Below are 26,526 nucleotides of genomic sequence, written 5' to 3'. Positions count from 1 at the left end.
GGTCCGGGCCGACGGGGGCTTCCGCGTCGGGCATGACACAATGCGAATGCCCTGCTGCGCAGACGATGACACAACTGGAACGGTTCCGTCAATGGATCCTTCGGAAATGCTCCGTTGCGCAATCCATTCCACGTGTGTAATGGTGGGGAAGCCACAGCTGCAGCTCCGAAGGAGGACGCGTTGAAGCTCGAGCACCTGCTGCTCGGTGTGCTGGCCATGAAGCCCGCGACCGGCTACGACCTCAAGAAGTACATGGACACCCACGGCCGATTCCTGCGCGCCAACACGCAGATGAGCCAGGTCTACCGCTCGCTCGCAGGCATGGAGCAGCGCGGGTGGGTCGTGCACGACGTCGAGCCGCGTCCCGGTGCGACGGACGCGAAGCGCTACCGCCTCACCGAGGAGGGGTCGACCGTCTTCCTCGAATGGCTCACCGGCCCGTACAGCCCGCCCACGCGCTTCGAGGAACCGGATCTCCAGGCGCGTCTGGCCTTCGCCGGCTTCATGTCGCGGGAGGACCTGATCGGTCTCCTGGACACGGAGCTCGCGGCGCGCACCCAGGAGGTCGCGCGCTACCGGTTCCGCGACAGGCGCCTCGAGCGCACCCCGGAGCTGCCCTTCGACGAGGAGCTGGCAGACGCGGTCGGGGAGTGGTCCCACCGTGCCGGAGCGGAGGCGAAGGACGCGCACATCGCGCGGATCGCGGCGCTGCGCGATCAGATCCAGGATGCGCCCTCGCTCTCGCCGAGGAGGCCCGCAGTGCAGTCCGACGACCCGCAGACCACCGAGGAGCCCGCCCGATGAAGGCCATCATCCTGATGTTCGACAGCCTGAACCGGCACATGCTCGAGCAGTACCGCGACACGATCGTGCAGGCTCCGAACTTCGCCCGCCTCGCCGAGCGCGCCGTGACCTTCGAGAACTTCTACGCGGGCTCGATGCCGTGCATGCCCGCCCGACGGGAGATGCACACCGGCCGGTACAACTTCCTGCACCGCTCCTGGGGTCCGCTCGAGCCCTTCGACGACTCGATGCCGCAGATCCTCAAGGACCACGGCGTCCACACTCACCTCGCCTCCGACCACCCGCACTACTGGGAGGACGGCGGCGCCACGTACCACACCCGGTACTCGACCTGGGAGTTCTTCCGCGGCCAGGAAGGGGATCCGTGGAAGGGCGTGGTCGCGCAGAGCGCCCCCGACGCCCCGCTGCACGAGCGCATGGTCGCCCAGGACAGCGTGAACCGCACCTACATGGCGACCGAGGCCGAGCACTCCCAGACCCGCACGGTCGATGCGGGCATCCACTTCATCGACACCAATGCGGCGGCCGAAGACTGGATGCTGCAGATCGAGCTGTTCGACCCGCACGAGCCCTTCTTCAGCCACCAGGCCTTCAAGGATCTCTACCCCCACCAGTACGACGGCCCCGCCTTCGACTGGCCGGGATATCAGAAGGTCACCGAGCCCGAGGCGCAGGTCGAGCATGCCCGCCGCGAGTACGCGGCGCTGGTCTCGATGTGCGACCGCTCGCTGGGGCGGGTGCTGGACGCCATGGACTCCCACGGCCTGTGGGAGGACACGATGCTCATCGTCAACACCGACCACGGCTTCCTTCTCGGCGAGCACGGCTGGTGGGCGAAGTCCGTGCAGCCCTGGTTCAACGAGCTCGTGCATCTGCCGATGTTCCTGTGGGACCCGCGCGCCGGTGCGGCCGACGAGCGCCGCGGCGATCTCGCCCAGACCATCGACATCGCCCCCACGATGCTGCGCTTCTTCGGCATCGAGCCGACGCCCGACATGCAGGGACAGGACCTCGCGCATCCCGTGGCCCGTGAGCGCAGTGCGCTGTTCGGCGTCCACGGGGGGCACGTGAACATCACCGATGGCCGGTATGTGTACATGCGCTCGAGCGCGGGCAGCGACAACGCCCCGCTCGAGGAGTTCACGCTGATGCCCACGCACATGCGCTCCCGCTTCGGCGTCGACGAGCTCACCGCATGGGAGCCGGCCGAGCCCTTCGCGTTCACCAAGGGCCTGCGCACCATGCGCATGGACGCGCTGGGCGGCTGGATGAACCCCTGGCAGCACGGCACCCTCCTGTTCGACCTCGAGGCCGATCCCGACCAGCTCGCGCCGATCATCGACGACGAGCTGGAGCTGCGGATGGCCGGTCGTCTCGTCGAGGCGATGCGTGCCGCGGACGCTCCGCGAAGCCAGTACGAGCGCCTGGGCCTGCCCGCCGAGGGCGAGGTGACGCACGAACATCTGCTGGTCCGAGCGCACGCCGAGCGCGCGGCGGAGATGGCGATCGCCATGCCCTCGCGCGACGACCTGCCCGGCGCCGATCTGCTCGAGCTCCCGCTGCTCGAGCTCGCCTCCCGCTCCCGCGCCCGCGAGGCCCTCGCGCGCGAGGTCCCGGGCGTCGTCCACACCGAGGCCGTCAACGTGCCGGCGGGCATGAGCCTGTACGACATGACCGTCGCAGGACTGGTGAGCGTGGCGCAGCTGCGGCGCGTGGGGGAGGCGCTCGCCGCGCGCTGAGCATGCGACGCCCCGCCGCTGGTGGGCCGGGTCGTCGCCGGCCCGCAGAGCAGCGAGGGCCGGATCCGATCCCCGGATCCGGCCCTCGCGCTGTCAGCGGGCTGTGCTTACCGGCTGGTCGCGTCGATCTCGGCGACGTACTGCGCCACGCGGGCGAAGACCTCCTCGTCGTAGGGTCCCCATTCCGGGCGCGGGGTGTCCTCGCCGCGGTAGGGCTCGTCGGCGTAGCGCTGCTGGTACTCGGCGAGCTTCGCCTCCATCTGCGCCCGCACCCCGGCGTACTCCGCGTCGTCGACGACGTTGCGGACCTCCGTCGGGTCCGACTGCAGGTCGTAGAGCTCCCACTCGGGCTCGAAGATCCGATCCGAGGCTCCGGGCACCCCGAGGCCGGCCCCGTAGTAGTGGATGTACTTGAAGCGGTCGGTGCGGATCCCGTAGTGGGCGGGGGCGTGGTGGATCGGGTCGTCGTGCTCCCAGTAGCGGTAGTACATGGCGTCCGGCCAGTCCTCGACGTGCTCGCCGCGCAGCAGCGGCAGGAAGCTGCGCCCCTGCGACGTGGGCAGGGCGGAGGCGGCATCCAGCCCGCACACCTCGAGGAAGGTGGCGGCGAAGTCGACGTTGGTGATGATCGAGTCGCAGCGGGAGCCCGCCTGGATCTGCTCGGGCCAGCGGATCAGCATCGCCATCTGCAGCGACTGGTCGAACATCAGGCGCTTGTCGAACCAGCCGTGGTCGCCCAGGAAGAACCCCTGGTCGGACGTGTAGACGACGAGGGTGTTCTCGGCCAGGCCCTGCTCCTCGAGGTGATCCAGGAGCCTGCCCACGTTGTCCTCGATCGACTGGATGCACTGCAGGTAGTCGCGCATGTAGATCTGGTACTTCCAGCGCATGCGCTCCTCGCGGTTCTCCACGCCGCGCAGGTGCTCGGGGACCTCGGTCTTGAGGTCGTCGGCGCCCATGTCGTCGGCGATCGTCATGTGCACGCCGCGCGCCGCCTTGGAGCGGGACTCGAGGTCGTCGAAGAAGGTCTCGGGCTCGGGGATCGACCCGTCGGCGTAGAGGTGGCGGTGCTTCTCGTCGGGCACCCACGGGCGATGGGGCGCCTTGTGGTGGACCATCATGCAGAACGGCTCGTCCTGCGCCCGCTCGTCGACCCAGTCGATGGCGAGGTCGGTGACGATGTCGGTGGCGTACCCGGGGACGGTCGACTCGCCGTCCTCGTCGATCATCACGGGGTCCACGTAGTCGCCCTGGCCGGGGAACACCTTCCATGCGTCGAAGCCGCGCGGGCGGGAGACGCCGTGCTCGCCCAGGTGCCACTTGCCGAACATCGCGGTCGCGTAGCCGTCGTCGTGGAGAGCGTCGATGAAGGTGGGCACCCGGTAGTCCATCTCCGTCCAGATGGAGGAGACGCCGTTGACGTGGCTGTAGGTGCCGGTGAGGATCGACGCCCGCGAGGGACTGCAGATCGAGTTCGTGCAGAACACGGCTTCCATGCGCATGCCCTCCTGGGCGATGCGATCCAGGTTCGGGGTCGAGTTCACGCGGCTGCCGTACGCGGAGATCGCGTGCGCGGCGTGGTCGTCGCTCATGATGAAGACGATGTTCGGGCGGGTCATGGGGTGCTGCTCCTTGCGGGGTGTCGTGCGGAATGGTCTGAGGGGACGGGCGGCGCGAGGTGGGGCGCCCCGGTCCCGCGGGCGAGAAGGGTTCAGGACGAGGACAGCGCCTCCGGCGGGAGGAGCACGTGCTCGTGGTGCGCGTCGGGCGTCAGCTCCTGGGTCAGCAGACGGGCCGCGGTCTCGCCCGCCTCCTCGAGTGGGAGCCGTGAGTAGGTGAGCCCGGGCCAGACCTCGACCCTCGGCCAGCCCCCGGCGAGGGCGGCCACCGTGGCCCCTGGAGCGACGCGCTGGACGACGCTGAGCGCGACCTCGACGTCCGCGCCCCACGAGCAGAGCACTGCGACCCGCGCGGCCCGCTCATCGACGTCCTCGAGCGCTGCCGTCAGTCGCGCCGCCTGGTGATGCAGGTAGTCACCGTGCTGGCCCGCGGCGTCGAGCTCAGCGAGATCTGCGTCCTTCAGCCCGGTGCTCACGACCTGCAGGGAGATGCGGTCGTGCGATCCCAGGACGCGCATGAGCGCCATCTGCCTCAGCCGCTCCGCCCTCGACGAGACCTCCGGCCGCACATGGAGCACGGTGGTGATCCCACGCCCGGCCAGGTGCTCGATCATCGATGCGGTGCCGAGCTCGTAGTCGAAGTCCACGGTCGAGAAGGGGGTGTCGGCGTCCGAGGCGCCGCAGTCGATGGCGACCATCGGGGCGAGGCCTTCGCCCGCGGCGTCGACGAGCTCCTGGGGGACCGTGACGTCGTCGTGGCCCACGAAGATGATGCCCTCGAGGAAGCCGCTTCGGCAGTCGTCCAGATACCCGCTGACGTCCGGCCGGGGGAGGACCGTCATGCGCAGGCCCCGATCCATCAGCGCAGTGCCCGTGCCATGGACGATCGCCGCGTAGCGGGGGTTGGTCAGGGGCTTGCTCACCACGACGCCGATCGTCCTGCTGGACCTCGCCTGCAGGGAGCGCGCGAAGAGGTTCGGCGTGTATCCGAGCTCCTTGGCGATGCGCCGCACGCGGCCGCGAGTCTCCGCGGACAGCTGCACGCGGGAGGTGTCGTTGAGGGCGTAGGACACCGTGGAGACCGATACTCCCGCCCTCCGGGCGACATCCTTCAGGGTCGGGCGTGCCATCAGATCACCTCGTCGTTCGCGGCGCGACGCTCGGCGAGCACGGAGACGTTCTCCTGGACCTTCCGCCGGCCGAGCGGGTAGAGCGCCAGCAGTATCAGCGCGGCCGCGATGTACAGGAGGCCGGGGACGAGGGTCGAGACCATGTAGATGCCGTCGATCGTGGAGGTCGACTGGGCGGACGACGAGGAGCGGAATCCGACCGCGGACAGGGCGAACCCACCCAGGCCGCCGGCGACGGCCTGGCCCACCTTGCGCGCCCACGTGTTCACGGCGTACACGGTGCCGTCGTCGCGGTGCCCGCTGCGGACCTCCTCGGCATCGATGATGTCCCCGATGAGAGCCCAGATCAGAAGGTTGTAGAAGCCCAGGCCGAAGCCCGCGACGAACATCAGGCCGATGAAGACCCACGGATCGGAGATGTGCAGCAGGGACAGGAGGACGTAGAGGACGCCCGCGCCGAGGAGCGCGAAGGTCACGACCACCTTCTTGCCGAATCGGGCGGCGAGCCGTGCTGCGACGACCGAGAGCAAGAGGCCCGGGAGGAACGACGTGAGCTGCGCCGGACCGGAGAGGGTCCCGTCATTGAAGTGGTAGAGCCACAGGTAGGCGGCCATGGTGCCGACCAGGAGCGAGGCCAGCATGATCAGGATGTTGGCCGCGATCAGCGAGAGCAGGGGCCGGCTGCTGGCGAGGGAGCGGAAGAGCGCGAGCAGGCCGGGCTTCTCGATGCCCTGTGTCGGCGCGGCGACCCGCTCGGCGGTGTTCGCCCAGCACAGGACGTACCAGAGCGCGGCCAGCAGGGAGAAGACGACGGCCACCGCGAAGAGCCGTCCCGGCTGGAGCTCGGACGAGCCGTCGACCATCGCGTAGATGAACAGCGGCGGCACCAGTGAGACGAGGAGCCCGGCACTGTTGGCCCCGATGCCTCGGAACACGGAGAGGGAGGCCCGCTCCACGGGCACGATCGTGAGCACGGAGGCCATGGAGCCGTAGGCGATGTTCGTGGTGGTGTAGAAGACCGAGCCCCACAGCAGATAGGTCACCCCCGCGTAGGCGAGCTTCAGCCCGTAGTCCCACCCGCTCGTGAACGGGACGTACATCAGAGAGCTCGCGATGGCGACGGGGATCGCCATCCTGCCGATCCACGGGCGGAACCGGCCGTTGCGTCCAGGAGTGTGGCGATCCAGGAATCGACCCCAACCGATGTCGGTGAAGGCATCGATGAACCGTGCGATGAGGAAGAGCAGACCGACGTGGGCCGCGGAGAGGCCCGCGACGTTCGTGAAGTAGATCATCAGGTACGACGACGCGAGGAGGAACGTGAAGTCGTTCCCGAGGTCGCCGAACATGTAGCCGACCCGGTCCCGTGCCCCGAAGGGCCGGGAGGGTGCTTCGAGGGGCGGGGACGCGAGTTCTGCGGAGGTGGACATGGCTCTCCTTCGAGCACGTTCAAGGGCAGGTCGCTCGAGCTGTCGGCGACTCGGCACCGACGCTCAGGACTCAATCGTTTGAGGGGAATCCTCAAAGGTTTGAGGTCCGATGCCGGTGATCGCGCGTGAGACGCGAGCGCCCTCCCGCGGAGGCGGAGAACGGGGAAATGGGCAGGTCAGCGGAGACGGGTGGGCGGGACCCCGGAGTGACGTGATGTGGCCCACACGAAGATCTGCGGTGGGTCGCGGCGGCGCGGCGCGCACGAGGCGTGAGCCGGCGCCTCTCGGTCCTCTCCGGACCTGAGAAGATCGGGGGCGGATGAACACGGCACGAGCCACGGAGAGAGGAGCTCGATGAGCGAGCACACGGGATGCGGATGCGGCTGCGGCATGCCGGAGCGCGAAAGCCTCGAGCTCGCGAGCGCGCCGGAGTCCGCGACCCCGCACCGTCCGTATGCAGGGCCGGCCGGCCCGGCGCATGACTCCGCCTCGCGCCACACCATCGCCCAGGCCCACCTCCCCGCCGGCACCTTCACCATGGGCGACTCGTCCGGGGACAGGAACCGGGCCGACGGCGAGGTGCCGCGCCACCTCGTCGCGATCAGCGCACTCGACATCGACGCGACCACGGTGACGAACGCCGACTTCGCCCGCTTCGTCGAGGCGACCGGGCACCGCACCGAGGCCGAGGCCTTCGGGTACTCCGCGGTCTTCCACCTCGCGATCGCGGCCGACGACGCCGACGTCATGGGGCCCGCCTCCGGGACCCCCTGGTGGGCCGGCGTCCAGGGCGCCGACTGGCGGCACCCGGGCGGCAGGCGCTCGAGCATCGACGGGCTCGAGGACCACCCGGTGGTGCACGTGAGCTGGAACGACGCCCAGGCGTACTGCGCGTGGGCGGGTCGGCGCCTGCCCACCGAGGCCGAATGGGAGTACGCCTCTCGCGGCGGCCTGGAGGGCGCCAAGTACCCGTGGGGCGACGAGGAGCCGGACACCGGCGGCGACGCCGAGCGCGGCGGCTGGCGCGCGAACATCTGGCAGGGCGACTTCCCGCGCACGAACACGCGCGAGGACGGCTTCCTCACCACCGCCCCCGTGCGCGCCTACGCCCCCAACGGGTACGGGCTCTTCCAGAGCGTCGGCAACGTGTGGGAATGGTGCGAGGACTTCTTCCATCCCGCGACGTACCGTCGGCCCGGGATCACGCCGGCCGCCGACGGCGCCGTGCACAACCCCACCGGACCCGAGGAGGGGCAGGCGCGGATCCTGCGCGGCGGCAGCTACCTCTGCCACATCTCCTACTGCAACCGCTACCGCAACTCCGCCCGCTCCCAGAACACCCCCGACTCCTCGATGGGCAACGCCGGCTTCCGCACCGTCGCCCTCACCGCCGCTGCCGACGCTGACGACACCGCCCCTGACCGCACCGCCCCCGGAAAGGCCACCGCATGACCGCCCCCCGCCGCTTCCCCGCCTCCGTCTACCGCGACGGGGACGAGCCCGACCCCCGCTTCAGCCTCGCCAACGAGCGCACCTTCCTGGCCTGGCTGCGCACGGCGCTCGCGATGTATGCCGGGGCCTTCGCCCTCGAGGCGCTCGCCCTGCCCGAGGCCGTGGGCTGGCGGGCCGCCGCCTCGATCGTGTTCCTGGTGCTCGGCACCCTCGCCGCCGTCCAGGCGTGGCTGGGATGGAAGGCGACCGAGAAGTCGCTGCGCGCCGGCACCCCGCTGCCGGGTCTCGCCGTCGGCGGGATCCTCGTGGTGGGGGTCGTGGTAGCGGCCGCCCTGGTCACGATCGGTCTGTACGCGTGAGTCCCGATCCGGCCGACGGGCCCGACGGGCCGGCAGCGCCCGGCGGGCCGGCAGCGCCCGGCGGGTCGGCGGCACCCGGCGGGCCGACAGCGCGCCCGCCCGCCGAGCCCGACGCCGTCTTCGACAAGGGCCTCCAGCCCGAGCGCACGCTGCTCGCCTGGCGCCGGACCTGCCTCGCCTTCGGGGTCGCGAGCCTGGTGGGCATGCGCTTCACTGTAGGCGCGATGGGGATCCTCGCCGTGGTCGTCGGCGTGATCGGCGCGGGCCTCGCCGTCCTCGCCTACGCGCTCGCCGCCACCGGATACCGGCGCGCCCACCACAGCCTGCGCGGCCAGGGGATCCTCGCCCGCGGCGGTCTGCCGATGCTCGCGGGCACCGCGGCCGTGCTCGTCATCGGTGTCCTCTGCGCCGGATACCTCGTCGTCGGCCTGCTCGGCGCCTGAGCGCGGATCTGCCGCCCGTGGGCCCCGATGCCTCCGCGTCCTGCGCGCCCCGCTCCGATGCCTGCCGCCTCGCGGCCGCGATGATGTTGCGCGCCATCGAAGGGAACACCAGGGCGTGGAACGGCGAGATGCCCCACCAGTAGAGCCGTCCCAGCAGCCCGTCGGGGAAGTAGACCGCCCGCTGCCGGTACACGGCCCCGTCGTCCCCGTTGCCCCCGTCGCCCCCGTCGGTCCCCTCGACGCCCAGCTGCAGCCAGGCCCGCCCGGTCATCCGCATCTCCGCGCGCAGGGTGAGCAGCCGTCCCGGCTCGACCTTCTCCACGCGCCACCAGTCCACCGCGTCGCCCGCGCGCAGGTGCCACGGGTCCCGTCGGCCGCGGCGCAGCCCGGGGCCGCCGACGACCCTGTCCGCCAGCCCGCGCAGCGACCACAGCAGGGGAGTGGAGTACCAGCCGGACGCGCCGCCGATTCCCTCGATGAGCTGCCATATCGCGGCCGGCTCGACGCCCTCGGCCCGCCGCTCACGCACGTCGGTGAACACCGTGTGCCCCGCCCAGTCGGGGTCCTCCGGCAGCGGCGCCTCGGGCCCGCGCGCGGCCGCCGCGTCGTCGTCCCAGCTCGAGGCGAGATCGCCCGACTTCTGCGCCTCCAGGGCGGCCCGCACCGCCCGGCGGTAGGGGAGCGGCCCGCCGGGCGGGGACCCCAGGACCTCCTCGGCGAGGGGACGGTGCGTGATCGCCTCGTGGCGCATCGACTGCGCGAGCGGCACCGCGATCGCGAGGGGCACCGGGGTGACCAGGCCGATCCACAGTCCCGACAGCAGCGGCGCCGGCAGAGGCAGCGCGAACACGCGTCGGCGCGGCAGACCGGCCTCCTGCGCGTACTCCTCGAGCAGGTCGGCGAAGCGCAGATCGCGCTCGCCGCTGCCCAGGCCGTACGTCCCCGCCACGGGTTCGGGGACGGCGACCGCACGGGTGAGATGGTGCAGCACGTCGGTGATCGCGACCGGTTCGATGCGGTTGTGCACCCAGCTCGGGGCGGGCATCACCGGCAGCCGCTCGGCCAGATGGCGGATGATCTCGAAGCTCGCCGATCCCGCGCCGATCACGGTCGCCGCCTCCAGCACCAGCGTGGGGACCTCGCCCTCGCGCAGGATCCGCGCGACCCGCTCCCGTGAGGCCATGTGCTCGCTGAGCTCCTGGGAGCGCGGATGCAGCCCGGAGAGATAGACGATCCGGCCGACGCCGGCGCGCTGCGCCTCCTCGGCCATGATCCGCGCCATCCGCGCCTCGCGCTCCTGGTAGCCGCGACCCCCGCCCATCGCGTGCACGAGGAACACGACCGCGTCGACGTCCGCGAGGGCACGGCGCACAGCGGCACGGTCATCGAGGTCCGTCACCGCGATCTCGACCTCGTCCGACCACGGCCGTGCGCGCAGGCGCTCGCCGCTGCGGCCTGCCACGCGCACCGTCAGCCCCTCGTCGAGCAGGCAGGGCACGAGCCTGCTGCCCACGTAGCCGGTGGCGCCGGTGACCAGGACGCGCCGGGCCCGAGACTCGCGGCGGGTGTCGCTCATGCCCGCGTGCCCGTGCCCTCGAGTGCCCGGGAGAGACCCTCGGGGCCGAGCGCTGTCCGCGCGTCGTCGGCGGAGTCCAGGGCCGAGGTGGTCGGGCGCGGCCCGGACCTGGCGCTCCCGGAGAGGCAGCAGGCGGTCCCGCACACGTCCGCCGTGCCCCCGAAGTCCGTCGCGCACCGTCGCGGCGCATCCTCACGCATCCGCTCCTCGACGAGGTCCGCGAGGGCGGCGACGAAGCGCGCATCGGTGCCGGGCGTCGGCAGGCGGAGGCACGCGAGCCCTTCCTCCTCCGCGGTCTGCGCGGCCTCGGTGTCGAGGTCCCAGATCACCTCGACGTGGTCGCTGACGAAGCCGATGGGCACGAGCACCACGGCGTCCGCAGCGCCCGAGCGGGCGATCTCCCGGATGGCGTCGTTGACGTCCGGCTCGAGCCACGGCACCTGCGGCGGGCCGGAGCGCGACTGGAAGACGAGCCGCCACGGGACGGGGGAAGTCGGCAGGGCAGAGCCCGGGGCGTCCCCGTCGGCCGCGATGCCGGTCCCGTCCGCCGTGCCGTCGGTCCCCTCGGCCCTCGCCATGACGTACCGGCAGGCGGCCTCGTGCTGGGCGACGTACCAGCCGCCCGTCGTCCCGTGCCCCTCCTCGGCGGGCCCGGATGCCGTGGCCATGGCGAGCGGGATCGAGTGCGTCGTGAACAGCACCTGCACGCGCTCGCGGGGCGTGCCGCGGCGCTCCAGGGACGCCAGGGCCTCCGTCAGGTGCTCGACGAAGGGATCCAGGAACCCCGGATGGTCGAAGTACGGCCGCACCTTGTCGATCCGCATCCGGCCCAGCATGCCGGTCTCGACGAGCGCTCCGGCCACGTCCTCGCGGTACTGCCGGCACGAGGAGTACGACGAGTAGGCACTGGTCGCGATCGCCAGCACGCGCCGATGCCCCTCCTCCCGCATCCGCTCGACGGCCTCGCGCATGGTCGGGGTCCAGTTCCGGTTGCCCCAGTGCACGGGCACCGCGATGCCCCGCTCGTCGAGCTCGGTCCGCAGCGCCGCGAGCAGCCGGCGGTTCTGCGCGTTGATCGGGGAGCGCCCGCCGAGCGCGCGGTAGTGCGCGCCGACCTCGGCGAGCCGCTCGTCGGGGATCCCGCGGCCGCGGGTGACGTTGCGCAGGAACGGCATCACGTCCTCCTGGCCCTCGGGGCCGCCGAAGGATGCCAGCAGCACGGCGTCGTAGGGCAGGGGGAGTGCGCGGCGGCCGCGGGGTGAATCCTCCGTGTCCGGCCGGAGGGCGGCATGGAAGGGGTTCTCGATGTGCGTGTCCACAAGACCTCCGTTAGAGTGTCGAATACTTAGGCAGGCTACGGAAAGAGGTCGGGAGTGTCCATTCGACCCCGCGCGGTCGGGCACAATGTGCTCAGCGACATCGGCGAGAGTCAGGAGGTGGCCGGTCGTGGACTCCGCATCGGCCGACGGCTTCTGGTACCCGCCCTCCCACGAGGCCTCGCCCACGGCGACCGAGCTGCTCGAGGAGCTGCGCGTCTACCAGGAGTCCGGCCACCGCATGCGGTCCCGGATCCGCGAGCACATGCAGATGGGCGAGAAGGACCTGCTGGCCATGCGCCATCTGCTCGCCGCCCGCGGCGCAGGGACGGTGCTGCGGCAGAGGGACCTCGCGGCCAGGCTCGAGGTGCGCGAGGCCTCGGCGAGCGCCCTCGTCGACAGGCTGGTGCGCCACGGCTTCGCCGAGCGGACGCCTCATACCGACGACCGCCGCTCGACCGCCGTCGCCCCCACCCCTCGCGGGGAGCAGCAGGTGCGGCGCACACTGGAGGACACCCACGCGCGCATGCACGAGGTGGCGTCGTCCCTGAGCCCGCAGGAGCGGGCCGTGGTCATCGACTTCCTGCGGCGCATGAACCACGACGTCGACAACAGCTGATCGCCCGCGCGGGCGACGAAGGGCGGAGGCGCTGATGAAGCACAGCCTCCAGCAGCAGGCGGCCGACGACTTCCGCCGCACCGCCGAGGCCGCCGCCGAGCGCGTCATCGGCCGCTACTCCTCGAGCTTCGGACTGGCCACGCGCCTGCTGCGAGAGCCCGTGCGCACCCGCGTGCGCAGCATCTACGCCCTCGTGCGGATCGCCGACGAGATCGTCGACGGCGCCGCGGCCGGCAGCGGCGCCGGCGCACGCCTGATCGCGGCTGCCCTGGACGACTACGAGGAGCGCACCGAGGCCGCCATGGCGGCGGGCTTCAGCACCGATCTCGTCATCCACGCCTTCGCCTCCACCTCCCGCGCCTGCGGGATCGACACCGACCTCACCCGTCCCTTCTTCGCCTCCATGCGGGCCGATCTCGAGGTGACCTCCCACACCGACGCGAGCTTCGACCGCTACGTCGACGGCTCCGCCGAGGTGGTCGGGCTGATGTGCCTGCGCGTCTTCGCGACCGACGGCGCCGACCACCCCGTGGAGCCCAGCCCGTCGCTCGTCGAGGGCGCGCGCAGCCTGGGGGCCGCCTTCCAGAAGGTGAACTTCCTGCGGGACCTGCGCGACGACGCCGACGGGCGCGGGCGCACCTACTTCCCCGGCATCGACCTGCACGGGCCCACCGAGCGCCAGAAGCTCGACCTGCTCGACGACATCGATCAGGACCTCGCGCGCGCCCAGGGCGCGATCGCCCACCTGCCCGTCTCGAGCAGGGCGGCCGTGCAGTCCGCCCACGATCTGTTCGCCGCGCTCTCGACGCGCCTGCGGCGCACTCCCGCCGAGGTCCTGCGCGCACGGCGCGTGCGGGTCCCCACCGCGCAGAAGGCGCTCATCGCCGCACGCGCCGCCCTCCCGGGGCGCAGGGTCTCCGCGGGCCCGGCTGCGGGCGCGGCCGCGGACCCCGAGCCGGCCCCGGCCGCGCGCGCGGGGGCGGCCCCGGCTTCGGAGAAGGCCTCGGCCCCTGCCCCTCGGGCCGACGCCCGACGCGTCGTGATCATCGGCGGCGGCATCGCGGGGCTCGCCACGGCCGCACTGCTCGCGACCGAAGGGCATCGGGTCATCGTGCTCGAGCGCGGGCAGGAGGCCGGCGGGCGGGCGGGCACCTGGCGCGAGGGCGGCTTCACCTTCGACACCGGCCCCTCCTGGTGGCTCATGCGCGAGTGTTTCGAGCACTACTTCGCGCTGCTCGGCGAGCGGATCGAGGACCACCTGGACCTCGTGGACCTCGACCCCGCCTACCGCGTCCTGGGCGAGGAGTACGCGCACCCGCTGGACCTCTTCGGCGACCGCGAGCGCTCCGCCGCCGCCTTCGAGGCCGAGGAGACCGGCGCCGGCGACGCCCTGCGCGCCCACCTGGACTCCGCGCGCGACGCCTACGAGATGGCGACCTCCTCCTTCCTGTACACCACGTTCTCGGCCGTCCCCGCGCGCACCCTGCTGCGCCTCGCGCCGCGCGCCGGATCCCTCGTCCGCCTGCTGGGCGAATCGCTCCACGACCTCGCCGCGCGCACCGTGGCCGACACCCGTCTGCGCCAGGTCCTCGGCTACCCCGCCGTCTTCCTCGGCGCCACGCCCCGCACCGCCCCGAGCCTCTACCACCTGATGAGCGCCATGGACCTCGAGGACGGCGTGCGCTACCCGCGCGGCGGCTTCACCCGGTTCATCGAGGTGCTGCGGGGACTGGCCGAGGATGCCGGCGCCGAGATCCGCACCGGCGTCGAGGTGACGCGTATCCGCACCACGGAGCTGGGGCGGACGCGGGTGACCGGAGTCGACGCCCGGCCCGCAGACGGCAGCGGCGGGACCGAGGCGATAGACGCGGACGTCGTGGTCTCCGCGGCGGACCTCCACCACACGGAGACCTCCCTGCTGCCGCGCACGCTGCAGACGTATCCCGAGCGCAGCTGGAGGTCGCGGACCTCCGGCCCGGGCGCCGTGCTCGCGATGCTCGGCGTGCGCGGGCGCGTGCCCGAGCTGCTGCACCACACGCTCCTGTTCACGGACGACTGGGACCGCAACTTCGCGCAGATCACCACGAGCAGCGTCGAGGGGGCGACCCGGGCCCCGGACCCCGCGAGCATCTACGTGTGCACACCCTCGCGCACCGACCCGTCGGTCGCGCCCGCCGGGGACGAGAACCTGTTCGTGCTGATCCCGGTCGCCCCGGAGACGGCCGACGGCCGGGGCATCGGCCGCGGCGGCATCGACGGCGCGGGCGACGCAGAGGTCGAGCGGGCCGTGGACCGGGCGATCGCGCAGATCGCCGACTGGGCGCACGTGCCCGACCTCGCCGAGCGCGTCGTGGTGCGCCGCACCGTCGGTCCCGGGGACTTCACCGATGCCTTCCACTCCTGGCGCGGCAGCGCCCTCGGCCCCGCCCACACCCTGCGCCAGTCCGCGTTCCTGCGCGGCAGCAACCGCAGCCGCAGGGTCGAGGGCCTGCTCTATGCCGGAGGCACCACCGTGCCGGGCATCGGGGTGCCGATGTGCCTGATCAGCGCCGAGAACGTGCTCAAGCGCCTGCGCGGGGACACGAGCAGCACGCCCCTGCCGGAGCCGCTGCGCGCGCCCGATTCCCCGCCCGCGATCTAGCGCCGACGCAGCGGCCCGCGTCCGCCCCGGTGAGGTCTGCGCAGCACGCCGGTCATCGGAACGGTCCACCAGTCCTCGCCGCGCACGCCCCAGCGGGCGAGCAGGCTGTTCGCCGCCTGCACGCCCGTGAGGGCGGCGCGCTCCATGAGGGCGACCGGCTCGCGGGTGCGCAGCCAGTCGCCGGCGACGACGAGGCGAGCATCCGGGCTGCCGACGCCGGGTCTCTCGTCCCACGGCTCGATGCCGACCAGCGGGCAGTCGTCCTCGATCAGCCACTGCTCGTGGAGGATGCGGGCGTCCGCGAGCTCGGGGTGCAGGCGGTGCAGCTGCCGCAGGAGCTCGGCGCGCAGGCGCTCGTCGTCGGCCGGCGTGCGGGATCCCTCGAGCGCGTAGGCGTGCAGCTCGACCACGCTCCCGCCGTGGCGACGCGCCCAGTCGCCGGCAGTCCGCTCGAAGCGGTCGAGCACCGAGACGTTGTCCAGCGGACCGAAGCCGCTGGTCCCCAGGAACGCGGGGGCCTCGGGCGCGGCCGGGCGGTCCAGCCACAGCCGCAGCACCGCGAACGCCGGGGCGTTGCGCTGGGCTGCGACCCGCGCGAGCCAGCCGTCCCATCCCGGCACGGGGGACGCGGTGCCCCCGAGCAGGTCTCGCGCGGAGCGGGGATCGGCGGCGAGCACGACGGCGTCGGTGTGCAGCTCTCCCTCGGACGTCGAGACCAGCAGGTCGCGGGCGCCCGGCGTCACGGGCCCGTCGGCCCCGTGCATGCTCTCGAACCGATGCGTGCTATCGGCCCTGTGCATGCTCTCGATCCCGTGGACGGCGACGCCGGTGCGCGCGTCGGCCCCGAGCCCCCGCAGCCGCTCGACCAGCGGATCCCAGAGGGTGGGGGAGTAGGCGTCGACGGGGACGTCGAAGATCAGTCCCTCCGCGGACCCCATGAAGTACGCGTGGAACATGCCCACCAGCTCCCCGCCGGAGAAAACGCTCGGGTCGGCGAAGAAGGAGCGGGCGAAGACCTCGAGCGCGAGATGGCGGGCGTCGTGCGGGAAGCGCAGGTCATCGAGGACGTCCTGCGCGCTCTTCCCGTCCAGCGCGCGGAAGGTGCCGGGGAAGTCGACGCGCAGCAGGTCGAGGGCGCGGGGCACGTCGACCCGCGCGAGCTCCCGCAGCGGGAAGCTGTCGCTGCGCAGGGCGAAGGCCGCGACGCTCCACGGCGGGGTGCGGGGGATGCCGCGGAAGGTGTCGCGCGGACCGTCGGCGAGCTGCAGCGGATAGTCGCCGATGTCCCGCAGCATCCCGAGATCGGGGGAGGTGCGCGCGAGCAGTCGGCGCAGCGTGTAGTACTGGCGGAAGAAGGCGTGGAAGCCGCGGCTCATCGAGCGCCCCTCGCCCAGGTCCCAGGAGCGCGCCCGCCCGCCCCAGGTCTCACGGGCCTCCAGCAGGTGCACGCGCACGCCGCGCTCGGCGAGGAGGGTGGCCGCGGAGATGCCGGCGATCCCGCCGCCGATCACCACGACGTCCGCCGTCGGCGCGTCGTCGTGACCGGCCGTCGGCGCGCCGCCGGGACTGAGCAGCGCTCTCTCGCGCCCCGTCGGCCCGCGATGGAGGACCGCGCGGCGATCACGGCCGGGACGCGCGCTCATCGGCGCGCCCGCTCGCGCCCGTCGGCAGAAGCCGTCGGCCCTTCGTCGACCACCGGTGCTGCCGGACCCTCCGACCCCTCCGCATCCTTCACGCTCTTCGATCCCGCGCGCACCCACAGCAGCATGGTCACCGTGACCATCGCGGCGCCGAAGCCGAAGTCCTCGACGGGGATGTCGAAGGGGAAGCGGATGCCCAGGGTCATCGCGTCGTCGTAGAGCACGATCGGGGCGGAGAGCTTCGTGAGCCAGCCGTCCACGAGGATCTGGAAGCCCAGCACGATGGCCATCGAGATCCAGTAGGCGGGGCGGCGGAAGAGGCCCGTGCGCAGCCACAGCAGCTCGAGCGCGGGCACGGCGACCAGCGCGAACACGGTGAGGATCGTGTACTCAGGCATTCCGTGCCCTCCGCTCCTCATCGGCGGGGCGGGCCCGACGGCGGATCCGGCCGAGCAGGATCTCCACGGCCTCGAGGGTGAGCAGCGCGCAGATCGGGATCACCAGGAAGAACAGCAGCTCCTCGAGCGGCATGCCGCCGGGCAGGGTGATCCCGGAGATCTTCGCCGGGTCGTACCACCAGTGATGGCGGTGGATGCCGACGTAGTCCCAGACCAGGAAGATGATCACGGTGGGGAGCAGGGCCGCGAGCAGCCGACGCGGACTGCGGTGCACGCGCGCGCCGATCACGAACTCGAGCGGCAGAGTCACCAGCAGGCACAGCCCCAGCAGGATCAGGTACTCACCGTGCATGCGGCGCCCCCGCACTCCTCGTCGCGCCCTCTGCCCAGTCCAGGCCGGTGGGGGACAGCTCCCGGGCCATGTCGAGCAGGAAACGGGTGACGGCCCCGCGCTCGGCCGAGCTCAGACGGGCGGCGGCGCGCACGCGCCCCGCCTGCTGCCGCCCCATCGAGTCCATCGCCGCACGGCGGGTGGAGGGGGAGACGGCGATCGTCACCGCCCGACGGTCCGCGGGGTGGTGCCCGCGCGTGATGTGCCCTCCGCGCGCGAGCCGGTCCAGCAGCTTCGTCGTCGCGCCCGAGGAGATGCCCAGGTGCTCGCCGAGGACCCCCGGCGTCGCCAGCTCCCCCGTGTGGGCGGCGGCGATGAGGTAGTGCAGCGCGCGCATGTCCGTCGCGCCGAGGTCCATGAAGGCCCGCGACGCGGTGGAGAGCTCCTCCTCGGCCCGGCGCAGGGCGACGAGCGCCGCCATCAGCTCGTCGATCTCATGCTCGGCGGACTCGTCGAGCCCAGAACGGTCGGCGAGCTCCCCATCGGGATCGCTCGCCGCGAGGTCGTGGACGCGCCAGGGACGACGGCCGCGGGCGCTCGCGGGGGACTCGGGTGCGGCGGTGTCGCTCGTGCCGGGCTCGGTCATGGCGGCCACCCTACTGCCGGCCGACGATTTCTGCTTCCACGGCTGGAATCTTTCCGGGGAAGGTGAGATGCTGAGTCACTCCGCGGCGCCGCTGGGATCCGCGGGTGCGCGCGGTGCGGATACCGTGCAGACAGGGGGACGATGGTGGAGATGAGCAGCGAGGCGATGGAGGAGATCGATGCCCTCGAGGACCGCGTCGATGCCGCGCCGCACGACCCCGGCGTCATGTCGGTGAGCGAGGACGTCCGCCGCGCGACGGCACGCCTGATGGACGAGGGCGCGCGGCGCGCACGCCGCCACGGGTCCGAGGTCCTGCAGCTCTGGGAGCTCGCCGCCGAGCAGCTGCAGGGAGGGAAACTGCTGCGCCCGCGTCTGCTGATGGAGACGTTCGACGCCCTGAGCGCGGCTCTCCCCTCGCGCACGGGCCGCCCCGTCGCCGAACGGGCCGAGGCGGTGCGTCTCGCCGCGGCGCTCGAGGTGCTCCACTTCGCCTTCCTCCTCCACGACGATGTCATCGACAACGACCTCACCCGGCGCGGCCGCGCGAACCTGGTCGGCGCCCTGCTCGCCCCGGGCTCGGCCACTGCGGGAACGGACGAGGAACGCGGCCACCGGACCCGCAGCCACTGGGCCCGCAGCACCGCCGTCCTCGTCGGCGACCAGATGCTCGCGCTGGCCCACCAGGTGTTCGCCCGCGCGGACCTGCCCCGCGCCGAGCGCCTCGCGCTGCTGGACGCGCTCGGCGACGCCGTCGCCGAGTCCGCCGTCGGCGAGTTCCTCGACGTCTCGCTCAGCGACGGCGTGATCGCCCCCGACGCGGACGTGATCGCCGAGATGACCCGCACGAAGACGGCGACCTACAGCTTCGAGCTGCCGCTGCGTGCGGCCTGCGTCCTGGCCGGCGCCCCCGATCCCGCGCGCGAGGCGCTCACGAGCGCCGGGCGGCACCTCGGCATCGCGTTCCAGCATCAGGACGACGCCCTCTCCGTGTTCGGGGCCGCCGCCGAGCACGGCAAGGACCCCAGCTCCGACCTGCGCGAGGGCAAGCAGACCGCGATCACCGACTTCGCCCGCGGCACGCCGGACTGGCCGCTCGTCGACGCGGCCCTGGGACGCGCGGACCTCTGCACCCCCGACGGACGCCACGTGCGGACCGTGCTCGCGGACTGCGGCGCCGAGGCGCACGTCCAGGCGCTCGTGGCGCGTGAGGTGGCGCAGGCGCGCGATGTCATGGCGGAGGCCGGGGACGCGATCCCCGCGCCCGCCGCCCGCGTGCTCGGCACCGTGATCGAGGAGCTCGAAGGGAGGGCGCGGTGAGCCGCGGCCCCACCGGCAGTGACCCCACCGGCAGCGAGCCCACCCGCGGGGCCGGTCCCCGTGGCCCCGGCGCCCGACGCTCGGACCGGCCCGAGGAGCGCGGCTGCCCGCTGCACAGCGACATCCCCGGCGCGGGCCCCGTCGGCCTGCGGTCCCTGTTCCGGGGCTCGCGCGTCCCCGGGGCGGAGCCGGAAGCGGGGCGCTCGGGGAGCGTCGGTCTGGCTGGCGTCGGCGGGGCCGGCATCGACCGGACGGGCCTCGAGCGGACGGGCGTCGAGCGGACGGGCGTCGACCTGGCTGGTGCCGACCGGACGGGTGCCGCCCGCATCCCGCGCGTCTGGCGGATCCGTCCCCACGGGGCGGCGCGCGAGGTGCTCCGGCGCCGTGGAGGCACGACCCAGGCGGGGTTCACCGCCGAGGCGATCCCGAGCGGCCGACTGCGCCGCCACCCGATCCTGCTGTCCGACGGGCCCGGCCACGACGCCCAGCGCCGCGCCCTCGGCCGCTTCTTCTCCCCGCAGCACATCGAGCGCTCGAGCGCGGCGACCATGGAGCGCGAGGCCGTCCGCCTCGTCGGCGAGGCGGTCCGCGAGGGAGGCTGCGACCTCGGTCAGCTCGCACTGCTCTACTCGGTGGCGGTGAGCCGCGAGATCGTCGGCCTCACCGCCTCGCCCCTGGAGGCCATGTCGCACAGGCTCGTGCGCCTGCAGCGGCAGCCGGGCGTCGACCTCACCCGCCCGCGCTGGGGCCGCACCCTGCCCCAATGGGCCCTCGCCGCCGCCCGCGGACTGGGTCCCCTCGCCGCCTTCCACCTGCGCGACGTGCGCCCGGCGATCCGCCGCCGACGCCGACACCCTGCCGACGACGTCATCAGCCACCTGCTCGACCAGGGCGCGCGCGGCACCGACATCCTCGTCGAATGCGTCACCTACGCGAGCGCCGGGATGATCACCACCCGCGAGTTCCTCGTGATGGCGTGCTGGCACCTTCTGGACGACGAGACGCTGCGCGCGGAGTTCCTCCACGGCGACCGCGAGGAGAAGGCCGCGATCCTCCGCGAGATCATCCGCCTCGAACCTGTGGTCGGGCACCTCTACCGCCGCGCCCGGGAGCCCTTCGACGTGCCCGGATGCCCCGCGACGGCCGACGTCCGGCCCGGCGACCTGATCGACGTCCACGTCCGGGACGCCAATGCGGACGCGCAGGTCATGGGGGAGGATCCCCTCGAGATCAGGCCCCGCCGACCGCTGCCGCGCGGGGTCTCGCCGGCCGGGCTCAGCTTCGGCGCCGGGCCCCATCGCTGCCCCGGCGAGCACCTCGCGATCACCGAGTCGGCGGTGCTGCTGGAGCACCTGCTCGCGGCCGCGCCTCGCCTCGTGCGTCCTCCCGAGATCGCCTGGGACGACGTCGTCGCGGGATACCGCGTGCACGGCATGAGGGTGGAGTTCCCTGCGCGCGGTGCCTGAGGGCGGGGCAGCGTTCACACCGCGACACCGACTTCCCGAGCACTCGGATCGCGGTGCTACTCTCGCTCGCGAATGAACCACATTCTCCGGGGTCAGTGAAACTCTGAACCGGCGGTGACAGTCCGCGACCCGGCTCCCTCGGGAGCCGGTTGACCTGGTGGAACTCCAGGACCGACGGTAAAAGTCCGGATGGGAGGAGATGTGGCGTCGCTGTGCGCGGCGTCGGTGCGCCGTCGTCCGCCCCGGTGACGCTTCTGCCGCCGTGCCATCGCCCCGGACCACCGCCGATCCGGAGGCTTCCGTGCACGAGCACCGCACGCCCCCGCGCGCCGTCGCCGCGACGCCTGACGCGCACGCCGGGGCGCGAACCGCGCATGCCGCCGCCGCGACGCCCGACGAGCTCGCCGCGATGGACCGCGCCCTCGCTCTTGCCGCCCGCGGCCCCGCCGATGACGCGAACCCCCGCGTGGGCTGCGTCCTGCTCGCGCCCGACGGGACGGCCCTCGGCGAGGGCTGGCATCGCGGCGCCGGCACACCCCACGCCGAGGTCGCGGCGCTCGCCGATGCCCGCTCGAGGGGGAGCGCGACCCGCGGCGCGACGGCCGTGGTCACCCTCGAGCCCTGCGCCCACACCGGACGCACCGGACCCTGCGCCGAGGCGCTGCGCGAGGCGGGGATCTCTCGCCTCGTGTTCGCCCTGGAGGATCCCGGCGCGGCCTCCGGCGGCGGCGCGGGCGCACTCGCCGCGGCGGGCGTCGACGTGGTCGGCGGAGTGCGCGCGCAGCAGTCCCGCGAGCTCGTCGCCGGATGGTTCGCGCGGACCACCGCCGCGGCGGATTCCCCGACGCCGGCCTCGGCGCCGGAGGACGCGCACCGCGCCGAGAGCGGGCCGTCGCCCGTGCACCTCGTGCTGAAGACGGCGACCAGTCTCGACGGAAAGGTCGCCGCGGGCGACGGCACCAGCCACTGGATCACCGGCGAGGCCTCCCGCGCCCACGCCCACTCGGTCCGGGCCCAGGTGGACGCGATCCTCGTGGGCACCGGCACCCTGCTGGCCGACGACCCCTCGCTCACCGCCCGCCCCGCAGCGACCCCGCAGGCCGCGCCCGCCCCCGGCCCGACGTCGGGCGGCGATGCCGCCGCGACCGCGGCTGCGGGCCACCAGCCGCTGCGCGTGGTCGTCGGCCTCCGGGACGTGCCTTCGGACGCCAGGGTCCGCGGGGACGACGGCCGCTTCGTGCACCTGCGCACCCGGGATCCGCACGAGGTCCTCGCCGCGCTCGCCGAGCGCGGCGTCCGCCGGGCCGTCCTCGAGGGAGGCCCGCAGCTCGCGACGGCATTCCTGCGCGCCGGCCTGGTCGACGAGATCCATGCCTACCTCGCACCCCTGCACCTGGGCGATCCGGGCAGGTCCGCGATCGGCGCGCTCGACGTCGCGACCCTCGCCGACGCCCCGCGCTGGCGCACGAGCGAGGTGCACCGCCTCGACGAGGACGTGCTGCTCATCGCCCGACGCGGCGACCCCTCGCCCTGAACGTGTCCGTCCCGGTCCACTAGGCCACCAGGCCACCACCTCACTGACCCACCGCCGCACCGCACCACCACATCACCGACCCACCGGCCCACCGGCCCACCGGCCCACCGGCCCACCGACCCATCGGACGTCCCGTCGTCCGCTCCCGGAAGGAGACGCCATGTTCACCGGCATCGTCGAGGAGATCGGTACTCTCGAGTCCCTCACCCCACAACCCGGCGGCGAGGCGCGGCTGCATGTGCGCGGCCCGCTCGCCGCCTCCGACGCGCGCCCGGGCGACTCGATCGCCGTGGACGGCGTGTGCCTCACCATCGTCGACCTCGCCGGCGACGGCGGCTTCGCGGTCGACGCGGTCCCCGAGACCCTGCGCCGCACCGCCCTGCGCGATGCCGCTCCGGGATCGCGCGTGAACCTCGAGCGCGCGCTGCGGGCCGACGCCCGCCTCGGCGGACACATCGTCCAGGGTCACGTGGACGGCGTGGCCTCCCTGCGCAGCCGCCGCGACGGCGGACGCTGGGTCGACCTCGTCTTCGAGATCGACCCCTCGCTCGCGCCGCTGATCGCCGAGAAGGGATCGATCACCGTCTCCGGCGTCTCGCTCACCGTCACCTCGGCGGGGGAGGACACCTTCGGGGTCTCCCTCATCCCCGCGACGCTCGAGGCCACGACACTGGGCGCGCTCGCGGAGGGAGGCCTGGTGAACATCGAGGTCGACGTCCTGGCCCGCTACGTCGCGCGCCTGCAGCAGACCGGCGCCGTCGGGGCCGAGCTCGAGGCGGCGCAGCGATGAGCGCGCTGAGGCCAGGGGCAGCCGGCGACCTGCTCCCCGGGACGCGGGCCGAGCGCATCGCCGCAGCCCTCGAGGAGCTGCGCGCGGGTCGGCCCGTGCTCGTCGCGGACTCCGCGGACCGCGAGAACGAGGTCGACGCGATCATCTCGGCCGAGCTCGCGACCCCGCGCTGGGTGGGCTGGATGGTCCGCCGCACCTCCGGGTATCTGTGCGCCCCGATGCCCGGCGACATCGCCGACCGCCTCGAGCTGCCGCTGATGGTCCCGCGCACCGAGGACTCCCTGCGCACCGCCTACACCGTGAGCGTCGACGCCGCACGCGGGGTGACCACTGGGATCTCCGCCAGCGACCGCGCCACGACCCTGCGCGCCCTCGCCGATCCCCGCGCGGTGCCGAGCGACCTGATCCGCCCCGGCCACGTGATCCCTCTGCGCGCGGTCCCGGGCGGGGTCGGCGAGCGGCCCGGCCACACCGAGGCCGCGGTCGACCTCTGCCGCGCCGCAGGTCTCCCGCCCGTCGGCGCGATCGGCGAGCTGGTCCGCGACGACGGCGAGGTCATGCGCCTGGAGGAGGCGAGCGCTCTCGCGGCCGACGACGGACTCGTGCTGCTCACGATCGCCGACCTGGTCGAGCACCTGGCCGACGAGCCGGCGCAACGACCGGCTCGCGTCGAGCACACGGGCAGCGCCGACCTCCCGACGCGCCATGGCGCGTTCCGGATCCACGGTTATCGCGATCTGCGCACCGGCGCCGACCACGTCGCTCTCGTGGCGGATGCCCCCGGGCACACCGTCGCCTCGGGGGCGGAGCTCGACGCGACATCGGGATCGGCCTCCACCGCCGACGCCGCCGTCGTGCCGGTCGAGTCGTCCTCGGCGCTCGTCCGCGTGCATTCGGAGTGCCTGACGGGGGAGGCGCTCGGTTCGCTGCGCTGCGAGTGCGGGCCGCAGCTCGAGGAGTCGCTGCGCCGGGTGGCGGAGCACGGCGGCGCCGTCGTCTACCTGCGCGGGCACGAGGGCCGCGGCATCGGCCTGCTCGAGAAGATCGCCGCCTACGACCTGCAGGACCACGGATTCGACACCCTCACCGCGAACATCGAGCGGGGCTTCGAGGGCGACCTGCGCGAGTACGGCGCGGCGGCCGAGATCCTGCGCGACCTCGGCCTCGACCGCGTCGACCTGCTCACCAACAACCCGCAGAAGGCCTACGAGCTCGCGCGGCACGGGATCGACGTGGTGCGCACGACCCGGCTGCTCGTCGGCCGCACCGAGCACAACGCCCGCTACCTGCGCACCAAGGCCGAGGCGATGGGACACCTCATCCCTCTGGACCCGGCCGGCGCCGCGACCGCCGCGACAACCACCTCGGGCGCGGCCTCGACCACGGCCACGACTGCCACCACCGCCGCGACCACGACCACGACCACAGCAGCACTCACCACCACTACTGGAAGGACCACCCAGTCATGAGCGGAGAAGGAGCACCCCAGCTGAACACGGACGGCAGCGACCTGAGGGTCGTGATCGTCGCCGCCAGCTGGCACGAGCAGATCATGAACGGACTGATCGACGGAGCTGCCCGGGCGCTCGAGAAGGCACGGGTCAGCTCCGTGGACCTGGTGCGCGTCCCGGGCTCGTTCGAACTGCCGGTCGCCGCCCTCCACGCCGCGGCCACCGCGGACGCGGTCGTCGCGCTCGGCACCGTGATCCGCGGCGGCACGCCGCACTTCGAATACGTGTGCCAGGCCGCGACCCAGGGCCTCACCGACGTCACCCTGCGCACAGGGATCCCGGTCGGATTCGGGCTGCTGACCTGCGACACCGAGCAGCAGGCGCTCGACCGTGCGGGCCTCCCCGGCTCGATCGAGGACAAGGGGGCGGAGGCCGCGGAGGCGGCCGTCGCCACGGCCAACATCACCCGGCGCCTGCAGGAGGAGGCGGAGAGCTCGGGCCGTCCGATCGGCAGGTCGTCGGCCCGCGCCGGAGGCGTCGGCTTCCGCCTCGCTGGGGTCGACTGAGAGCGCGGGCGCGGGTGGACGAGCGCACTGAGTGCTCGTCCGCCCGGACTCGTGGCACCGTTACGGGGGTCTTCGCACGGGTCTTCGCGCGGGTCTTCGGCCGACCCGTGCACTTCGCGTAGCAGGAGGTCGGGTCACGACGAATAGAGCACGTCACCCGATCTCTGACTACGCGTAGTGCACGCCCCCGCTGGAGACCCGCCGCAGCCGGGGCACCGTGCCTGTCGGGGCCCCGCCGGAACGTCAGCAAGGCGTGCACCGCGAGTCCTCCACAACGCGGGGGCGCACGCCGTCATCCACAATCGGCGCCCAGGACTGGTGCAGGCCCTGTGCGCGGCAGAGGCTCCGCGACATGGAATCGGAGCACAAGAAGGAATTGCACGTGATCCCGTCGTCCGTGCGCGAGGACAGCGGGTACTCCCGACGGGTGATCGCGCGACAGATCGCGCAGGGGGCGCTCACCCAGCTCGGTCGGGGGTGGTACGGAACGCCGGAGACTCCCGAGAACGTTGCCCGTGCCTTGAAGATCGGGGCCCGCCTCACCTGCGGCGACGCTCTGGAATTGCACGGGGTCTGGGTGGTGCGCGACGAGAAGCTGCATGTGGCGACCCTGCGTGGTCAGAAGCCGCGTACCTCTGATCGCGATGTCGTGGCGCACCAGTACCAGCATCGTTGGCCCGACTTCGAACCGATCATGCCGATCCGCATCGCATTGGGCCACCTTGCGCGCTGCCGCGGGGCGGAGGATGCGGCGATCGCTCTCGAATCCGTGGCGAACCAGGGGCTGCTGAGCGCGGATGACATCGGCGAGGTGCTCGCGGGCCTGCCCGTGAAGCTGCGCGGGAGCATCGGCATCATCGACCCGCGTGCGCAGTCGGGCACCGAGACCCGCGTGCGCAGGTACCTGCAGCGCCTGGGAGTCCGGGTCGAGCCGCAGTGGTTCGTCGACGGCGTGGGCAGCACCGACATCCGTGTGGGTGAGCGCCTGATCATCGAGTGCGACAGCGCCAGGTACCACACGGACCCGGAGGCGTATGCGGAGGATCGGCGCCGGGATCAGCTGCTGATCGCGCTGGGTTACGTGGTCCTGCGGCTGACCTGGGAGGACGTCATGGAGGAGTGGGAACGGACCCGGGAGCTCCTGAAGTCCATCGTCGCCCATCGCCTGCACCGCAAGCGCAGATCTCTGCGGTGAGGTCGAAGCGTCAGGGCAGGCCGGTACGCGGAGCGCTGCGGAGGGTCCCGGTGCGATGGCGTCA

23 protein-coding genes and 1 riboswitch are annotated in these 26,526 nt (G+C 72.9%); of the genes, 14 read left to right on the top strand and 9 right to left on the bottom strand.

Going from position 1 to position 26,526, the window contains the following annotated elements:
- Window positions 1-180: 180 nt before the first annotated feature.
- Complete coding sequence (locus FHG10_RS06335; RefSeq protein WP_152352457.1) at window positions 181-804, top strand: PadR family transcriptional regulator; 624 nt, start codon at window positions 181-183, stop codon at window positions 802-804.
- The gene (locus FHG10_RS06330) at window positions 801-2,543 is read left to right on the top strand and encodes a sulfatase (RefSeq protein ID WP_152352456.1); all 1,743 of its coding nucleotides are present in this window, start codon (window positions 801-803) and stop codon (window positions 2,541-2,543) included. Before FHG10_RS06335 ends, FHG10_RS06330 begins: the two co-directional genes overlap by 4 nt.
- A 107-nt stretch (window positions 2,544-2,650) precedes the next feature.
- Here FHG10_RS06330 and FHG10_RS06325 read toward each other — a convergent pair whose 3' ends face one another.
- The 3 genes from FHG10_RS06325 to FHG10_RS06315 all read right to left on the bottom strand — a co-directional run bounded on the left by FHG10_RS06325 (window position 2,651) and on the right by FHG10_RS06315 (window position 6,722).
- On the bottom strand, window positions 2,651-4,162 hold the full coding sequence (locus tag FHG10_RS06325; RefSeq protein ID WP_152352455.1) for a sulfatase family protein: 1,512 nt from the start codon (window positions 4,160-4,162) through the stop codon (window positions 2,651-2,653).
- Window positions 4,163-4,254: 92 nt separating this feature from the next.
- A complete protein-coding gene (locus FHG10_RS06320; protein ID WP_152352454.1) occupies window positions 4,255-5,292 on the bottom strand; it encodes a LacI family DNA-binding transcriptional regulator in 1,038 nt (345 codons plus the stop codon).
- The gene (locus tag FHG10_RS06315) at window positions 5,292-6,722 is read right to left on the bottom strand and encodes an MFS transporter (RefSeq protein ID WP_152352453.1); all 1,431 of its coding nucleotides are present in this window, start codon (window positions 6,720-6,722) and stop codon (window positions 5,292-5,294) included. Before FHG10_RS06315 ends, FHG10_RS06320 begins: the two co-directional genes overlap by 1 nt.
- Before the next feature lie 354 nt (window positions 6,723-7,076).
- Between FHG10_RS06315 and FHG10_RS06310 the strand changes: the two genes are divergently transcribed.
- From FHG10_RS06310 to FHG10_RS06300, 3 genes are read left to right on the top strand one after another with little or no spacing between them, the layout of a single operon-like run.
- On the top strand, window positions 7,077-8,174 hold the full coding sequence (locus FHG10_RS06310) for a formylglycine-generating enzyme family protein (RefSeq protein ID WP_227488072.1): 1,098 nt from the start codon (window positions 7,077-7,079) through the stop codon (window positions 8,172-8,174).
- Window positions 8,171-8,533: a YidH family protein gene (locus FHG10_RS06305; RefSeq protein WP_152352452.1), complete on the top strand. Its 363-nt coding sequence runs from the start codon at window positions 8,171-8,173 to the stop codon at window positions 8,531-8,533. Before FHG10_RS06310 ends, FHG10_RS06305 begins: the two co-directional genes overlap by 4 nt.
- Window positions 8,530-8,976, top strand: a complete 447-nt coding sequence (locus FHG10_RS06300; protein ID WP_193636227.1) for a DUF202 domain-containing protein — start codon at window positions 8,530-8,532, stop codon at window positions 8,974-8,976. The genes FHG10_RS06305 and FHG10_RS06300 overlap by 4 nt, the downstream gene beginning before the upstream one ends.
- Here the strand turns inward: FHG10_RS06300 and FHG10_RS06295 are convergent.
- Together FHG10_RS06295 and FHG10_RS06290 are read right to left on the bottom strand one after the other, a co-directional pair.
- Complete coding sequence (locus FHG10_RS06295; RefSeq protein WP_152352450.1) at window positions 8,924-10,552, bottom strand: SDR family oxidoreductase; 1,629 nt, start codon at window positions 10,550-10,552, stop codon at window positions 8,924-8,926. The genes FHG10_RS06300 and FHG10_RS06295 overlap by 53 nt on opposite strands.
- Window positions 10,549-11,871 carry a ferrochelatase gene (locus FHG10_RS06290; RefSeq protein WP_406565151.1) on the bottom strand — a complete coding sequence of 441 codons (1,323 nt, stop codon included), beginning with the start codon at window positions 11,869-11,871 and terminating at the stop codon, window positions 10,549-10,551. The genes FHG10_RS06295 and FHG10_RS06290 overlap by 4 nt, the downstream gene beginning before the upstream one ends.
- Before the next feature lie 127 nt (window positions 11,872-11,998).
- Here FHG10_RS06290 and FHG10_RS06285 point away from each other — a divergent pair, with 127 nt between their 5' ends.
- Together FHG10_RS06285 and crtI are read left to right on the top strand one after the other, a co-directional pair.
- On the top strand, window positions 11,999-12,487 hold the full coding sequence (locus tag FHG10_RS06285; RefSeq protein ID WP_227488071.1) for a MarR family winged helix-turn-helix transcriptional regulator: 489 nt from the start codon (window positions 11,999-12,001) through the stop codon (window positions 12,485-12,487).
- 34 nt (window positions 12,488-12,521) lie between these two features.
- Window positions 12,522-15,128, top strand: a complete 2,607-nt coding sequence (gene crtI / locus FHG10_RS18455; protein WP_152352448.1) for a phytoene desaturase family protein — start codon at window positions 12,522-12,524, stop codon at window positions 15,126-15,128.
- Here crtI and FHG10_RS06275 read toward each other — a convergent pair.
- The 4 genes from FHG10_RS06275 to FHG10_RS06260 are packed head-to-tail and all read right to left on the bottom strand — an operon-like array spanning window position 15,125 to window position 18,143.
- The gene (locus FHG10_RS06275; RefSeq protein ID WP_152352447.1) at window positions 15,125-16,771 is read right to left on the bottom strand and encodes an FAD-dependent oxidoreductase; all 1,647 of its coding nucleotides are present in this window, start codon (window positions 16,769-16,771) and stop codon (window positions 15,125-15,127) included. The two genes, crtI and FHG10_RS06275, sit on opposite strands and share 4 nt — an antisense overlap.
- Window positions 16,768-17,166, bottom strand: coding sequence for a lycopene cyclase domain-containing protein (locus FHG10_RS06270; protein ID WP_152352446.1), 399 nt, complete (start codon window positions 17,164-17,166; stop codon window positions 16,768-16,770). The genes FHG10_RS06275 and FHG10_RS06270 overlap by 4 nt, the downstream gene beginning before the upstream one ends.
- The gene (locus tag FHG10_RS06265; protein WP_152352445.1) at window positions 17,159-17,518 is read right to left on the bottom strand and encodes a lycopene cyclase domain-containing protein; all 360 of its coding nucleotides are present in this window, start codon (window positions 17,516-17,518) and stop codon (window positions 17,159-17,161) included. Before FHG10_RS06265 ends, FHG10_RS06270 begins: the two co-directional genes overlap by 8 nt.
- Window positions 17,508-18,143, bottom strand: coding sequence for a MarR family winged helix-turn-helix transcriptional regulator (locus FHG10_RS06260; protein ID WP_152352444.1), 636 nt, complete (start codon window positions 18,141-18,143; stop codon window positions 17,508-17,510). The genes FHG10_RS06265 and FHG10_RS06260 overlap by 11 nt, the downstream gene beginning before the upstream one ends.
- A gap of 150 nt (window positions 18,144-18,293) precedes the next feature.
- Between FHG10_RS06260 and FHG10_RS06255 the strand changes: the two genes are divergently transcribed.
- From FHG10_RS06255 to FHG10_RS06225, 7 genes are all read left to right on the top strand, one after another.
- Window positions 18,294-19,460 carry a polyprenyl synthetase family protein gene (locus FHG10_RS06255; protein WP_193636210.1) on the top strand — a complete coding sequence of 389 codons (1,167 nt, stop codon included), beginning with the start codon at window positions 18,294-18,296 and terminating at the stop codon, window positions 19,458-19,460.
- Complete coding sequence (locus tag FHG10_RS06250) at window positions 19,457-20,926, top strand: cytochrome P450 (protein ID WP_227488070.1); 1,470 nt, start codon at window positions 19,457-19,459, stop codon at window positions 20,924-20,926. The genes FHG10_RS06255 and FHG10_RS06250 overlap by 4 nt, the downstream gene beginning before the upstream one ends.
- A 77-nt stretch (window positions 20,927-21,003) precedes the next feature.
- Window positions 21,004-21,131: riboswitch (FMN riboswitch) on the top strand.
- Between the two features lie 96 nt (window positions 21,132-21,227).
- Complete coding sequence (locus tag FHG10_RS06245; protein WP_319803203.1) at window positions 21,228-22,460, top strand: bifunctional diaminohydroxyphosphoribosylaminopyrimidine deaminase/5-amino-6-(5-phosphoribosylamino)uracil reductase RibD; 1,233 nt, start codon at window positions 21,228-21,230, stop codon at window positions 22,458-22,460.
- A gap of 160 nt (window positions 22,461-22,620) precedes the next feature.
- Complete coding sequence (locus FHG10_RS06240; RefSeq protein ID WP_152352442.1) at window positions 22,621-23,250, top strand: riboflavin synthase; 630 nt, start codon at window positions 22,621-22,623, stop codon at window positions 23,248-23,250.
- Window positions 23,247-24,719 (top strand): 3,4-dihydroxy-2-butanone-4-phosphate synthase, encoded by a 1,473-nt coding sequence (gene ribB / locus FHG10_RS06235; RefSeq protein ID WP_152352441.1) that lies wholly within the window; start codon window positions 23,247-23,249, stop codon window positions 24,717-24,719. The genes FHG10_RS06240 and ribB overlap by 4 nt, the downstream gene beginning before the upstream one ends.
- Entirely contained in the window at window positions 24,716-25,267 is a 552-nt protein-coding gene (gene ribH / locus FHG10_RS06230; protein ID WP_152352440.1) for a 6,7-dimethyl-8-ribityllumazine synthase, read from the top strand. The genes ribB and ribH overlap by 4 nt, the downstream gene beginning before the upstream one ends.
- Before the next feature lie 352 nt (window positions 25,268-25,619).
- Window positions 25,620-26,462: a DUF559 domain-containing protein gene (locus FHG10_RS06225; protein ID WP_152352439.1), complete on the top strand. Its 843-nt coding sequence runs from the start codon at window positions 25,620-25,622 to the stop codon at window positions 26,460-26,462.
- Window positions 26,463-26,526 lie beyond the last annotated feature (64 nt).

Origin of the sequence: Brachybacterium subflavum, assembly GCF_009299795.1 — a bacterium.
Lineage (GTDB): Bacteria > Actinomycetota > Actinomycetes > Actinomycetales > Dermabacteraceae > Brachybacterium > Brachybacterium subflavum.
Note: the sequence above shows the minus strand (reverse complement) of the source record. Positions and strands in the feature narration are given on the sequence as shown.